The 13,313-nt window shown below is 70.8% G+C and carries 12 protein-coding genes; 6 read left to right on the forward strand and 6 right to left on the reverse strand.

Annotated elements, in window-relative coordinates:
• Nucleotides 1-98: 98 nt before the first annotated feature.
• Nucleotides 99-1,733 carry an acyl-CoA dehydrogenase family protein gene (locus ACWGI2_RS01695; protein WP_453693045.1) on the reverse strand — a complete coding sequence of 545 codons (1,635 nt, stop codon included), beginning with the start codon at nt 1,731-1,733 and terminating at the stop codon, nt 99-101.
• Nucleotides 1,734-1,750: 17 nt separating this feature from the next.
• On the opposite strand from ACWGI2_RS01695, the gene ACWGI2_RS01700 reads away from it, so the two are divergent.
• Nucleotides 1,751-2,893, forward strand: coding sequence for a YihY/virulence factor BrkB family protein (locus ACWGI2_RS01700; RefSeq protein ID WP_453693047.1), 1,143 nt, complete (start codon nt 1,751-1,753; stop codon nt 2,891-2,893).
• 204 nt (nt 2,894-3,097) lie between these two features.
• On the opposite strand, the gene ACWGI2_RS01705 is transcribed toward ACWGI2_RS01700, so the two are convergent.
• Nucleotides 3,098-3,949 carry an NmrA family NAD(P)-binding protein gene (locus tag ACWGI2_RS01705; RefSeq protein WP_453693049.1) on the reverse strand — a complete coding sequence of 284 codons (852 nt, stop codon included), beginning with the start codon at nt 3,947-3,949 and terminating at the stop codon, nt 3,098-3,100.
• 80 nt (nt 3,950-4,029) lie between these two features.
• Here ACWGI2_RS01705 and ACWGI2_RS01710 point away from each other — a divergent pair, with 80 nt between their 5' ends.
• A complete protein-coding gene (locus ACWGI2_RS01710) occupies nt 4,030-4,965 on the forward strand; it encodes an AraC family transcriptional regulator (RefSeq protein WP_453693051.1) in 936 nt (311 codons plus the stop codon).
• A gap of 27 nt (nt 4,966-4,992) precedes the next feature.
• Complete coding sequence (locus tag ACWGI2_RS01715) at nt 4,993-5,712, forward strand: DUF6597 domain-containing transcriptional factor (protein WP_453693053.1); 720 nt, start codon at nt 4,993-4,995, stop codon at nt 5,710-5,712.
• Here the strand turns inward: ACWGI2_RS01715 and ACWGI2_RS01720 are convergent.
• Nucleotides 5,693-6,100 (reverse strand): VOC family protein, encoded by a 408-nt coding sequence (locus ACWGI2_RS01720; protein WP_453694620.1) that lies wholly within the window; start codon nt 6,098-6,100, stop codon nt 5,693-5,695. The two genes, ACWGI2_RS01715 and ACWGI2_RS01720, sit on opposite strands and share 20 nt — an antisense overlap.
• A gap of 36 nt (nt 6,101-6,136) precedes the next feature.
• Entirely contained in the window at nt 6,137-9,064 is a 2,928-nt protein-coding gene (locus ACWGI2_RS01725) for a glycoside hydrolase family 2 TIM barrel-domain containing protein (RefSeq protein ID WP_453693055.1), read from the reverse strand.
• Nucleotides 9,065-9,307: 243 nt separating this feature from the next.
• Between ACWGI2_RS01725 and ACWGI2_RS01730 the strand changes: the two genes are divergently transcribed.
• Nucleotides 9,308-10,003: a pyridoxamine 5'-phosphate oxidase family protein gene (locus ACWGI2_RS01730; protein ID WP_453694621.1), complete on the forward strand. Its 696-nt coding sequence runs from the start codon at nt 9,308-9,310 to the stop codon at nt 10,001-10,003.
• 6 nt (nt 10,004-10,009) lie between these two features.
• Here ACWGI2_RS01730 and ACWGI2_RS01735 read toward each other — a convergent pair whose 3' ends face one another.
• Nucleotides 10,010-10,141, reverse strand: a complete 132-nt coding sequence (locus ACWGI2_RS01735; protein ID WP_453693057.1) for a hypothetical protein — start codon at nt 10,139-10,141, stop codon at nt 10,010-10,012.
• On the opposite strand from ACWGI2_RS01735, the gene ACWGI2_RS01740 reads away from it, so the two are divergent.
• Nucleotides 10,134-10,256, forward strand: a complete 123-nt coding sequence (locus ACWGI2_RS01740; RefSeq protein WP_453693059.1) for a hypothetical protein — start codon at nt 10,134-10,136, stop codon at nt 10,254-10,256. The two genes, ACWGI2_RS01735 and ACWGI2_RS01740, sit on opposite strands and share 8 nt — an antisense overlap.
• 50 nt (nt 10,257-10,306) lie before the next feature.
• Here ACWGI2_RS01740 and ACWGI2_RS01745 read toward each other — a convergent pair whose 3' ends face one another.
• Nucleotides 10,307-10,462, reverse strand: a complete 156-nt coding sequence (locus ACWGI2_RS01745; protein WP_453693061.1) for a chemotaxis protein CheB — start codon at nt 10,460-10,462, stop codon at nt 10,307-10,309.
• Between the two features lie 278 nt (nt 10,463-10,740).
• Here ACWGI2_RS01745 and ACWGI2_RS01750 point away from each other — a divergent pair, with 278 nt between their 5' ends.
• A complete protein-coding gene (locus ACWGI2_RS01750; protein ID WP_453693063.1) occupies nt 10,741-13,284 on the forward strand; it encodes a polysaccharide lyase family 8 super-sandwich domain-containing protein in 2,544 nt (847 codons plus the stop codon).
• Nucleotides 13,285-13,313 lie beyond the last annotated feature (29 nt).

Below are 13,313 nucleotides of genomic sequence, written 5' to 3' on the forward strand. Positions count from 1 at the left end.
CTGATGCCGACGCCGTTCGCGCGGCGTTCACGCTCCTCAACGGGGCTTGTGAGTGGGGGTGGTGCCGTGTCGGCGCAGCACCACCCCCGCGCTTCCCGCTAGTTGCCCGGCGCGGCCCGCTCCACCACGGTGGCCAGATCCAGACTGTGCGGCAGCGTCCCGAACGCCGAGCCCCAGTCCCCGCCGAGCCGCGAGGCACAGAACGCGTCGGCCACCTCCGGGGGCGCGTACCGCACGAGCAGCGAACCCTGGAGCACCAGAGCCATCCGCTCCACGAGCCGGCGCGCCCGCGCCTCGATGCCGTCCAGATCGGCCAGTTCGGTGAGCAGCCCCTTGATCGCGCCGTCCAGACGGTGATCGGCGCCGCGGGCGAGGCCCACCTCCTGGAGGAAGGCGTTCAGCGCCAGCGGCTCCCGCTGCAGCGCACGCAGCACATCCAGCGCCTGTACGTTCCCCGAGCCCTCCCAGATGGAGTTGAGCGGCGACTCGCGAAGGAGCCGCGGCATCCCCGACTCCTCGACGTAGCCGTTGCCGCCGAGCACCTCGAGGGCCTCCACCGCGAGCGGCGTGCAGCGCTTGGTCACCCAGTACTTCGCGGCCGGCACCGCGATGCGCAGGAACGCCCGCTCCTGCTCGCTCCCGTCGTCGTACGCGGCGGCGAGCCGCAGCGCGAGCGTCGTGGCCGCCTCCGACTCCAGGGCCAGATCCGCGAGGACGTTGCGCATGAGCGGCTTGTCGATGAGCTTGCCGCCGAACGCCTCGCGGTACGTGGCGTGGTGCACGGCCTGCGCGACGGCCTGCCGCATGATCGCCGCCGAGCCCACCACACAGTCGAGCCGCGTGGCCGCCACCATCTCGATGATGGTGCGCACCCCGCGCCCCTCTTCCCCGACCCGGCGCGCCCACGTCCCGTCGAACTCGACCTCGCTCGACGCGTTCGACTTGTTGCCCAGTTTATCCTTCAGGCGCTGAATGGCGAAAGCGTTCCGGGTGCCGTCCTCAAGAACACGCGGCACGAGGAAACACGTGAGTCCCGCGTCGGTCTGACCGAGCACGAGAAAGCCGTCGGACATGGGCGCGGAACAGAACCACTTGTGCCCCGTGAGTTCATAGGTGCCCTCTTCCGCGAGAGCACGCGCGCGTGTCGTGTTCGCGCGTACATCACTGCCGCCCTGTTTCTCCGTCATGCCCATCCCGAAGAGCGCACCGGCCTTCTGGGACGCGGGCCGGAGACCTTCGTCGTAGACGAGAGAAGTGAGCCGTGGCTCCCACTCGGCGGCGAGAGCGGGATCGGCCCGCAGCGCCGGAACGGCCGCGTGCGTCATCGAGACCGGGCAGCCGTGCCCCGCCTCGACCTGGGACCACACCAGGAACCCGGCCGCGCGCCGCAGATGCCCGCCCGGCCGCGACCAGGCCGTGGTCAGACCCGACGACACCGCCTTGCCGAGCAGCCGGTGCCATGCCGGGTGGAAGGTGACTTCGTCGATGCGATTCCCATAGCGGTCATGGGTGTGCAGAACGGGCGGATTCTCATTGGCCAGGAACCCCCATTCCCGCGCCTGTGCCGATCCCGCGGTGCGCCCGAGTTGGGAGAGTTGCTCACGCGCGGTGTCGAGCAGCGCGGGATCGAGATGCCGTTCGACTCCTTCCGTGAGGACGCGGTCAGACGTGAAGACGTCATATCCCACCAGGGGCGGAGCCTGGTTGGTCACTGTGTGGGTGGTGGCTGCCATGCCGCTACGGTAAGGAGGTGCACCAGGCAAAAGAAACACCCGGGAGGCCGACGGGCCGCTGGCACCGGGCCCGCGCTCTCTACAGCAACGTCTCCAAGCGCAGGACCGCCTGGCTGCTGCTCAAAGACACGGTCAACTCCTGCGTGGAATACCGGATCCTCGGCCTCGCCGCCGAGGCGGCGTTCTTCACGCTCCTTTCGGTGCCGCCGCTGCTCCTGAGCCTGATCGGCCTGCTCGCGTACGTAGACCGGTGGACCGGCGCGAACACCATCGCCAGCGTCGAGAACAACATCCTCGAGGCGTCCCGCACGGTCCTCTCCGACAAGGGTGTCCGGCAGATCGCGGAGCCGATACTGGAGGACGTCATGCGGGTCGGCCGGCCCGACGTCATCTCGATCGGTTTCCTCTTCGCCCTGTGGTCGGGCTCGCGCGCCGTGAACGTCTTCATCGACACGATCACGGTGATGTACGGATTGGACGGCGCACGCGGCATCGTCAAGACCCGTCTCCTGGCCTTCGGCCTGTTCATCGTGGCGCTGCTGATCGGTTCGGTGGCGCTGCCGCTGATGGTGGCGGGGCCCGACGCTGTGGTGAAGCTGGTACCTGGCTCCACGACGGTCGTACAGATCCTCTACTGGCCGGTGGTGACGCTTCTGTCGGTGGTCTTCCTTACGACGCTGTACCACGTGTCGGTGCCGGTGCGGTCGCCCTGGGTGGAGGACATGCCGGGTGCGCTGATCGCCCTGGGGATGTGGGTCCTGGGCAGCTTCCTGCTCCGGATCTACCTGACGAGCACCGTCGAAGGACCCACGATCTACGGTTCGTTGGCGGCGCCGGTGGCTGTGCTGTTGTGGATCGGAGTCTCGGCGTTCGCGGTCCTTGTCGGGGCGGCGGTGAATGCCGCGATCGACCGGGTGTGGCCTTCCGTCGCCACGGCGGCTGCGCGGGCGGCCAATGATCGGATTCGGGAGGCTCGGGCGGTGGAGGTGGTGGCGCGGGCCGCTGCCGCGAGGGAGGCCTCGCAGGACCCGGACGACCCCGACATGCCGTCGGAGTTCCCGGAGCGGTGGTCCCGCTTTCTGCCCCCGGATGACGTTTCCTCGCGACTGCGGACGCACGTCAAGAAGAACGGCGGCGGCGAGGAGCCGCCAGTGGAGTAGGGCGGTCCCTGCGGGGCTTTCCCCCACCCCGCCCCTTCCCGAAACTGAGGGGCTCCGCCCCCAGACCCCCGCTCCTCAAACGCCGGAGAGGCTGAATTTCCAGCCCGTCCGGCGTTTGAGGACGAACTCGGCGGAGCCGGTGATGAGGGCACACAAGGCCCCCGCGCCAGCGGGTTTTCGGGAAGGGGCGGGGTTGGGGACAATTCACGCTTTCCAGACGGCTGCATGCTCCCTGGCGAAATCAGCGAAGTCACGAGGCGCCCGCCCCAAAATCTCCCGCACCCCCTCGGAGAGATGCGCGTTGCGGCCGTCCAGGTTCGTTTCGAACAGCTCGATCAGGAACTCCGTCTCCTCCTCCGGAACCCCGAACTCGGCGAGCGCACCCCCGTACTCCCTCGCCGAGACGGGGACGTACCGGATCTCCCGCCCCGCGGCCGCCGCGATCTCCGCCACCGCGTCACGGAACGACAGCAGGCGCGGTCCCGACACCTCCACCACCCGTCCCTCGTAACCCGAGTTGGGGCGAAGCACCGCCACCACCACGTCCGCGATGTCCCGCGTGTCGATGAACGGTTCGAGCACCTCCCCGGCGGGGAACACCAGTTCCCCCTCCCGCATGCCGTCGAGGAGATGCCCCTCGCTCAGGTTCTGGGCGAACCAACTCGCCCGTACGACGGTCCACTCCGCCCCGGACTCCCGCACCGCCCGCTCCGTCGGCTCCGCCTGGTCCTCGCCCCGTGCGGACAAAAGCACGATCCGCCGCACACCGAGCGCCACCGCCTGCCGGGCCAGCGCGCCCACCGCCTCGCCCGCGCCGGGCGCGCCGACGTCCGGCTGGTAGGCGAGGTACGCGGCGTCCGCGCCCCGCAGTGCGTCCTCCCACGTCGAGGGGTCGTACCAGTCGAACCGCACGGCCCCCGACCGTGAAGCGGCCCGCACCGTGAACCCCGCCGCCTCCGCGGCCTCCGCGACCCGGCGCCCGGTCTTGCCGGAAGCGCCCGTGACCAACACCGTCATGCCCTGAGTGCTCTGCGTGTTCCCCGCGTTCTCTGTCATGACTTCAGTGAACCGGCCCCCGCCACAAGGAGCCATCCGCCAGGGACTCGCCCCCATACGCGTGCGTCTACGCTTCCGGCATGGACGTACTCGCAGGCTTGCTGGAAGGCCCCCGCGCGCGAGGAGCCTTCATGATCCGCGCGTGCTTCGACCCGCCCTGGTCCGTCCGCATCGCGGACGAGGCGCCCCTCTCGGTCATGATCATGGTGCGGGGCACCGCCTGGATCGTGCCCGACGACGGCGAACCCCAGCTGATCCGTCCCGGAGACGTCGCCGTCGCCCGCGGCCCCGACCACTACACCGTCGCCGACGAGCGGGCGGCGGGGCCCCACGTCGAGATCAGGCCCGGCGAACGCTGCGTGCCCCTCGGCGATACACCGGCCGACCAGTACCGGGACCTCGGCCAGCGCACCTGGGGGCAATCGCTCGACGGAGCCTCGGAGATGCTGATCGGCACCTATCAGGCGCGCGGCGAGATCACCGGGCGGCTCCTCGACGCGCTGCCCCCGCTCCTCGTCCTGCCCACCGAGGTGTGGGACTGCCCGCTCACCCCGCTGCTCGCCGACGAGATCACCAAGGACGAGCCGGGGCAGGACGTCGTGCTCGACCGGCTGCTCGACCTGCTGATGATCGCCTCGCTGAGGGCTTGGTTCTCGCGGCCGGAGGCGGAGGCCCCCGCCTGGTACCGGGCGATGGGCGACCCGGTCGTCGGACAGGCGATCCGGCTGCTCCAGGACGACCCCGCGCAGCCCTGGACCATCGCCGCGCTCGCCGCGAAGGCGGGCGTCTCGCGGGCCGCGCTCGCCCGGCGTTTCACCGAACTCGTGGGCGAGCCGCCGATGGCGTACCTGACGGGATGGCGGCTCGCGCTCGCCGCCGACCTGCTGCGGGACAGCGAGCAGACGATCGCCGCGATCGCACGCCGCGTCGGATACGGCAGCGCGTTCGCGCTTTCCAGCGCCTTCAAGCGGGTGTACGGGGTCAGCCCGCAGGAGCACCGCTCACGGGCCGCTTAGCCCCTTCAGCGGCGTAGCCTTGAGAACGTGTCGTACGAGACTGTCGAGTACGCCGAGCGGCCGTCCCGGCTCGCGGGCGCGGTCCTGTGGACGCGTGCCTCCGGTGGTGAGGCAGGCCCCGTCTACCCCGTCCTGCCCGACGGCTGCATGGACCTGCTGTGGACCGGCGGCAAGCTCCTGGTCGCGGGCCCCGACACGCGCGCGTACCGCCCCGAAGCGAACGTCGCCGCCCGGTACGTGGGCATCCGCTTCTACCCCGGCACCGCCCCCGCCTTCCTCGGCGTGCCCGCGCACGAACTCCGTGACCGGCGCGTCGACCTCGCCGACCTGTGGCCGTCCGCGCAGGCGCGCCGGCTGACCGAACGCATGGACGCGGCCGGTGATCCGGCGGCCGTCCTGGAGTCCGTCGCCCTGGCGCGCGCGGGCGGGAGCGAGCCGCCCGACCCGCTGCTCGCGCACGTCGTCAAGACCCTGGACGCGGGGCAGAGCATCGCGGCGACCGCCGAGGAGGCGGGCATCAACGCCCGCCTCCTGCACCGGCGTTCACTCGCCGCGTTCGGCTACGGCCCCAAGACGCTGGCCCGTGTCCTGCGGCTCCAGCGCGCGCTCGCCCTGGCCAGGGGAGGCCTGGCGTACGCGGAGACCGCCGTCGTCGCGGGCTTCGCCGACCAGGCCCATCTGGCGCGTGACGTCAAGGAGTTGGCGGGCGTTCCGCTGAGCGAGCTGCTCAGCCCGCGTCCGGGCTAGACAGCGGAGCGAACAGGTCGACGCCGTTGCCGTCCGGGTCGAGGACGGAGGCGTACCGCTGGCCCCAGAAGGCGTCCCACGGCTTGAGCTCACCGTGATATCCGGCGCCGACCAACTCGTCGTACGCCGCGTCGACGCCCGCCGGGGTCTCGCAGTGGAACGCGAGTCCGATGCGGCCGGAGCTCCGCGGCGGCTCCCAGTTCTCGACGAAGGAGCGGATGGTCTCCTCGGTGTCGAACGCGATGCGCAGACCGCCGGGGAGCGCCGCCTCGACATGCGGCTGGTCCTCGGAACCCTCGGGGAACTCCAGGCCGAGACGGCGGTAGAAGGCGAGTGTGGCGGACATGTCGGCGACGACGATGCCGACGAGGTCGAAGCGGGGTGTGATGTTCGTGTTCATGCTTCGCAGCGTAGGCAGCCGACCTCAGCTCGTCTTGAAGAAAACGGACAGCGGGACGTCAGCGGTCGTGTCGGGCGTGGCATCCCGGTGCGAGAAGGTGAACGCGAACTCGGCGGGGGCCGCGTGGAGTTCGTACCGCGGCAGCACCCCGGGACCGCACGACTGCGAGCCGATGCCGTGCTGCCCGTGGTCGAGGTGGACCCACACCGTGTCGCCGGGGGTGAGGTCCGTGCGGTGTGTGGCCGCGTCGAGCTGCTCGGTCGTCCAGCGGCGCGCCGTGAACCAGAAGGCGGGCTCGCCGACGACCCGTATCCCCTCGCCGGTGAAGCCCGCCCGCAGCTCGGCCCAACGGACGTCCGCACGGGCGCCGTTCTCCTGCGGGCGGACGTACGGGGTCTGCATCCGGTCGACCGGCGAGAAGTGCCGACTGGTGACGGATGCCGCTGCCGTGTCCGGGTAGGCCTCGTCGATGCCGCCGAACCAGTGCGCGTACCCGTACGCGGCGGGCAGACCGAGCCGGATGCCGAGCCGGGGCAGCGGCACCGTCCACTCGCCCTCGGGCGTGACGGAGACGGTGAGGCGCAAACGGGGGCCGTCGGACGTCCAGCGGTAGACGGTGCGCAGGCCGATGTCGCGTGCGGCGGGCGCCACGCGGGTGCGGACGGTGAGCGTGTCGTCGGTCAACTCGACTCCGTCGAGGCGGTGTTGCATGCGGTGCAGACCGAGCTCGCGCCACACGAGACCGTTGCGCTGCCCGCCCTGCCAGGACGCCCCGTTGTCGTTGTCGGTGGGGGCCCGCCAGATGTCCAGACGCGGGGCGCTGGACAAGGGGATGCCGTTCAGGCCGCGCAGTTCACCGCTTCGGGCGTCGAAGGTGCCGGGGCCGAGCGTGATGAAGTCGCCGCCGCGCGAGGGGCGTTCACCGATCGCGGCGGGGACGGTCGGCCGTGGCGTGACGGGGAACTCGGCCCGCGCGACGACGTGGTCCAGCTTCGTCCAGTCCGTCTTGACGCCCACCATCGCCGTGAGGTGCAGGAAGGTCTCGGCCTCGCGGCTCGCGGGCGGCGCGTCCGGCAGCTTCAGGTCGACGGATTCACCGGGGCCGAGGCCCGGTGGGACGGCCAGCTCCCCGGCCACGGAGACCTCGTCGTTGTCGCTGATGTACGACCACTCGAAGGACAGATGGGACAGGTCCGCGAAGTCGTGCAGATTGGTGATCCGAGCCGTCCCCGCGTCCTCGTCGTACGCGAAGCCCACGGGCTGGATGACCCGCTTGTACACGTCGAGCCCCGGCGAAGGCAGCCGGTCGGGGAAGACCAGGCCGTCACAGACGAAGTTCCCGTCGTGCAGCTCCTCACCGAAGTCGCCGCCGTAGGCGTAGCCGAACTCCGGGTGCCTGAGGCCGTGGTCGATCCACTCCCAGATGAAGCCGCCCTGATTGCGCTCATGGGCGTCGAACAGCTCCTGGTACTCGCTCAGGCCGCCGGGGCCGTTGCCCATCGCGTGCCCGTACTCGCAGAGGATGAAGGGGAGTTGGCGCCTCGGCTCCGGTCCTTCGGTGTCCGCCCGGTGGCCGATGCGCTCGACCTCGGCATGGTCGGCGTACATGCGCGAGTACATGTCGGTGTCCGCGCAGGACCGGTCGCCCTCGTAGTGGATGAGGCGTCCGGAGTCCCGTGCGCGGATCCAGTGGGCCATGGCGGTCAGGCCGCGGCCCGTCCCGCACTCGTTGCCGAGCGACCAGATGATCACCGAGGGGTGGTTCTTGTCGCGCTCGACCATGCGGGCCGCGCGGTCCAGGAGGGCGGGCGTCCAGCGGTCGTCGTCGACGGGGTTGCCGCGCCACCCCTGCTCGGTGAAGCCGTGGGTCTCCAGGTCGCACTCGTCGATGACCCACAGGCCCAGCTCGTCGCAGAGGTCGAGGAAGGCGGGATGCGGCGGATAGTGACTGGTGCGGACCGCGTTGATGTTGTGCTGCTTCATCAGGAGTACGTCGGTGCGCATCGTGCCGAGGTCGAGCGCGCGGCCCGTGTCCGGGTGGAACTCGTGCCGGTTCACGCCGCGGAACAGGATCCTGCGGCCGTTGACCTTGATGACCCCGTCCTCGACGGCGACCGTACGGAAGCCGATCCGCAGCGGGACGCGCTCGCCCGCCGTGGCAAGGACGCCGTCGTAAAGGCGTGGCGTCTCGGCGGTCCAGGGCTCGACGGCCACCGTCACCGACTCACCCGTGGCGACGTCGACGCCCAGCTCCGGCACGGTGACCCGGCCGTCGATGTCCGAATCGACCCGCAGCGTCCCCGTCCCCGCGCGATGGTCGTACGAGGCGTGCGTGAAGAAGTCGAGCACGCACCCCTCGGGGCGGTGCAGCAGGGTCACGTCCCGGAAGATGCCCGGCAGCCACCACTGGTCCTGGTCCTCCAGATAGGAACCGGACGACCACTGGTGGACGCGGACCGCGAGGACGTTGCCCGACGGCTTCAGGAGGTGGCCGACCGCGAACTCGTGCGGCAGCCGGGAGCCCTTGAACTCGCCGAGCTCCGTGCCGTTCAGCCAGACGCGGGCACAGGACTCGACGCCGTCGAAGCGGAGTGTGCCGCCGCCGGTCGTGGGCCAGTCGGCAGGGAGGTCGAAGGTGCGCAGGTGATCGCCGGTGGGGTTCTCGGTGGGCACGCGCGGCGGGTCGACCGGGAAGGGATAGACCATGTTGGTGTAGATGGGCGCGCCGTGGCCCTGAAGCACCCAGTGGCCGGGCACCGTCACGGTGTCCCAGGCGCCGGCGTCGAAGCCGTCCGAGGCGAAGGAGTCGTCGGCGGTGTCGGCGGCCGGGGAGAGCCGGAAGCGCCAACTTCCGTTCAGGGAGAGGGAGATGGCATCCGAGCGCGCATACCACGCGCGGGGCGGGAGGCTGCCGGTGCCGGGGGATACGTCCTCAAGGTAGGGAAGCTCCATGGCCTCCATCAGACAGCGGGGAGGTGGGACGTCACAACACTCACACGGCGGGGGTTGTTGGATTCTCGGCGGCTCGATTGGACGAATGTCGCATGGGGTGCGGATTTCGTCGTTCGCCCCCGATCTGTCGGCTGTAATCCGTTGAGGCATGGCATTTCGGTCGCGATATCGGTAGCTTGCGGAGGCGTGACCACCAGCAAGCACCAGACCGAGCAGCAGAGCCAGCAGCAGACCGAGCGGCACGTGCCCCCGACCCTGCCCCCGTCCCCGCCCCTCTCCGGCACGCTCCCGCAGACCGCCCGCACCCGCCACAGCCGCCTGCGCGAGCAGGGCAGCCTGGACCGCGCCGACCTCGAAGCGATCCTCGACGCGGGGTTCATCTGCCATCTGGGCGTCGTCGTCGACGGGCACCCCATGGTGGTGCCGACCGTCTACGGCCGCGACGACACGCGGCTGTATCTGCACGGCTCGGTCGCGAGCCGCAGCCTGGCCGCCGACCCCGACGCCACGGTCTGCGTCACCGTCACCCACGTGGACGGCCTGATCCTGGCCCGCTCGGTCTTCGAGCACGGCGTCAACTACCGCAGCGCGATGATCTACGGCGTCCCGCGCAAGGTCACCGACCCGGACGAGAAGCTGACGGGCCTGCGCCTGCTCACCGAGCACGCGACCCCCGGCCAGTGGGACTACGCAAGGCGCCCGAGCCGCAAGGAACTCGCCGCCACGACACTGCTCGCCCTCTCCCTGGAGGAGGCCTCGGTCAAGACGAGCGTGGGCCCTCCGGACGACGGCGAAGGCCCGGACGCGGAGCTCGGGCTGTGGGCCGGAAACCTTCCCCTGACGTCGACTTGGGGCACCCCGGTCGCCGACCCGCTGCTCCCGCCCGGCATCGCCGTCCCGCCGCACATCGCCGGGCGCGCCGGGACCAGGCACGGCTGAGGCACGTCAGGGCTTCACGGACGCGGGCGCCCCGCAGCCGTGCGCCTTCGCCGAACCCTCCGCGAACGCCTTGAGCGCGGCGCGCTGGTAGGCGCGGTCGGCGGACGTGGGCTCGCCCTCCCCGCACTCCGTGCTCACCCAGATCCGTGCCGCCGTAGAGGTCGAGATCCGCGTCGGGGCCGAGCAGCACGCCATCGGCCAGCGCGTCGGCCACGTCGTCGAACCTCCCCGCACGGGTAGTCCCGCCCGGTGATCGCTCCCGCCGTGAACCGCATCGGGCGACGCATGACTGCCTCTTGTTCTCTACGAGGCGGCGGACGGCCCCGGGGATCTCCTCCACGTGGAGCACGAAGTCCACGGCCCCCCCGTGGCGACCGCCGCTTCGGGCATGCCCGCGAACCGAGCGGCCTTCGGGTCCTCGACGATCACGGTGCGGCCCCGCTGTTTGACCGCCTCCACCCCACCAGGAGATGCCGGTCGGGGGGCGGGCCTGGATACCGCCCGCGGATGACGCGACGGCCAGGATGGAGTACGGCCTCAGGGTGGAGTACGGGCCTGAAGCGTACTGTTCCGACATCACACTCCGGGCCTAGCCGCTGCCGGTGGGCCTAGGCCCACAGCGCGTGACTGCCAGGTGCTGACGGTCTTGTCGCCACCCGGGGCATCTGCTTGACTCCGCCCGCCAGAACGCGAGTACGCCGATACGCCAGTACGCCATCTCACCGGCGGAGGTCGCCATGGAGATCACCCGCAGACGTCTGTTGTCCGCCCTGTCGGCCGCCGGTCTCCTGGCGGTGGTCCCCGCGCTGCCCGTGAGCGCCGCCGAGGCCGCGGCGGGCAGCGAACGCCTCCTGGCCAACACCGTCGGGATCTTCGCCGGGACCACCGAGTCCAACGCGCGCCCCGAGACGGCCGCCAAACTCGCCGCGATCGACAAGACAGCCCGGACGAACCTGAAGGCGATGGACGACGCGGGCGAGGGCGAGCTCTTCGCCGGTCTGGCGCTCGGCACCGACGACGCCAACCTCAACACGGCCTTCAGGCGGCTGTACGAGATCGCCCTCGCCACCCGAACGCCGGGCACCCCCTCCGACCTCTACGGCGACACCGCCGTGCAGCGCCGCGTGATCGACGGCCTCGGATGGCTCCACGAGCGCTACTACGGCGACCAGACGAAGGGCTACTACGGCAACTGGTTCAACTGGGAGATCGGCATCTCCCAGCACGTCAGCAAGACCCTCGTACTCCTCGTCGACGAGGTGCGCACCTACAAGCCGGGCCTCATCACCGCGTACGTCGCCTCGATGGACGCCTACCTGCGCAACGGCACCGACGGTGACGTGAACCTCGACTCGCGCTTCCACACCGGCGCCAACCTCGCCGACATCACCACCAACCGGATCCTTCAGGGCGCGCTCCTCGGCGCGGGCGGCGAGGCCCGCATCCGCAAAGCCCTCACCGACCAGCTGACGGTCTTCGTCACCATCGACCCCTACCGCCTCAACCACGGCGTGACCGACGGCTACTACGCCGACGGCTCCTTCATCCAGCACTCCTCCGTCGCGTACACGGGCTCGTACGGAAAAGGCCTGCTCACGCGGATCGTGCAGACCCTCAAGACGCTCGACGGCACGGGGTTCGCGCACGGGCAGGAACTGGTGCCGACCGTTCAGAGATGGGTACGCGACGGCTTCGCGCCGCTCATCTTCGAGGGCTGGATGATGGAGATCGTCAAGGGGCGCGCGGTGTCGCGGCCGGACGGCGGCTATGTGGATGTCGCGGTCGTCGTGGAGGCGGTCGTGGACCTCTCCTCGCTCTCCACCGGCGCCGCCGCCACCGCCCTGAAGAGCTACGTGAAGCACATCCGGTCCACGTCGCGCGCCGTGCTCAACCCGACCGGCTTCGTCTCGCCGGTCAGCATCGTGCGCTACACCGACATCATCGGCGACGCATCGGTGCCGCCCGCCGACCTGAACCCCGCGTCGCGCAGCGTCGCCTTCAACGCCATGGACAAGACCGTCCACCGCAGACCGGGCTACGCCTTCGCCCTCGCGCGCAGCTCCGACCGGATCAGCAAGTACGAGTACATGAGCGGCGAGAACCTCATGCCGTGGTTCCAGGGCGACGGCGCGTACTACCTCTACCTCTCGGGCCAGGACCAGACGCAGGCGTACGGGGTCGACTACTTCACCATGGTCTCGCCGTACGGCCTCGCGGGGGTCACCGCGCCCGTCGAGCGGCGCCGCACGGTCCCCGAGCTGTACGGGAAGCCGTTCTACGACAACCCCGGCCACCCGCTGAACTTCACCTCGTCGTCCGAGTCGCAGAACAAGTACGTCTACTTCCCGCGCGGCACCAACCAGTACTCAGGGGGCGCCGTCCTCGGAACGTACGGCGCGGCCGGGGCGGTGCAGTCCAGTGATGTCGCCTTCCGTGACCGGGAGTTGCTGCCGGATGACTTCGTGGCGTACCGGAACGCGACGGCGACGAAGTCGTGGTTCCTGCTCGACGAGGAGATCGTGGTGCTCGCGGCGGGGGTGGGCGACGGCGCGGGTCGGGCCGTGACGACGACGGTCGACGCGCGGACCGCGGCCCCGGACGACCAGGTCTCCGTCACAGGGGAGCTGCGTGACGGCCGCCCGTGGACCGGCGCGGGCACGGGCGACCTCCGGTGGCTGCGCTACGCCAACGCCACGCAGCGCACGTCCGTCGGCTACGTCTTCCTGGACACCCCGAAGGTGCGGGTCGCCCTGGACAAGGTCACCCGAAGCCGCCGGGTCGTCCGCACCGCGAACCCGGACACCGCGGTGACGCGCTCGGTCTTCGGCGTGACGGTGGACGGGGCGGCCGGGGCCGAGCCCGTCTCCCTGGCGTACGCGCTGGTGCCGAACGCGGCCGAGGCGGGGCTGAGGTCGTACCGGGGCGGGCAGCCGCTGAAGGTCCTCGCGAACACGGTGCGGCTCCAGGCCGTCAGCCACGCGGGCCTCGGCCTGACCGCCGCGAACAGTTTCACGGCGGGGCGCCATGAGACCGCGGGTCTGCGGATCGAGGGGCCCGCCTCGGTGCTCGTACGGCGCGAGCGTCGCGGCACGACCACCGTGGCGGTGTCCGACCCGACGATGGACCGTGCAGGGATCAGCGTGCTGCTGCGCGGCCGTCCCCTGCGGGCGGTGAGGGCGGACGAGGGGGTGCGCGTGAGCCGGGCCCACGGCGGGACGCGGATAGACGTGAACACCCACCACGCGTACGGACGGAGCTTCACGGTGACGTTGCGGGGCTGACAGTTGCAGGGCTGACAACTGCCGGTCCT

The sequence above is a fragment of the Streptomyces sp. NPDC054866 genome (assembly GCF_053610745.1).

Excerpts from the sequence above, each read along its gene's own strand:
- ACWGI2_RS01695 (WP_453693045.1), bottom strand. The coding sequence starts at position 1,733 with ATGGCAGCCACCACCCACACAGTGACCAACCAGGCTCCGCCCCTGGTG.
- ACWGI2_RS01710 (WP_453693051.1), top strand. The coding sequence starts at position 4,030 with ATGGACGTACTCGCAGGCTTGCTGGAAGGCCCCCGCGCGCGAGGAGCC.
- ACWGI2_RS01725 (WP_453693055.1), bottom strand. The coding sequence starts at position 9,064 with ATGGAGCTTCCCTACCTTGAGGACGTATCCCCCGGCACCGGCAGCCTC.
- ACWGI2_RS01750 (WP_453693063.1), top strand. The coding sequence starts at position 10,741 with ATGGAGATCACCCGCAGACGTCTGTTGTCCGCCCTGTCGGCCGCCGGT.
- ACWGI2_RS01705 (WP_453693049.1), bottom strand. The coding sequence starts at position 3,949 with ATGACAGAGAACGCGGGGAACACGCAGAGCACTCAGGGCATGACGGTG.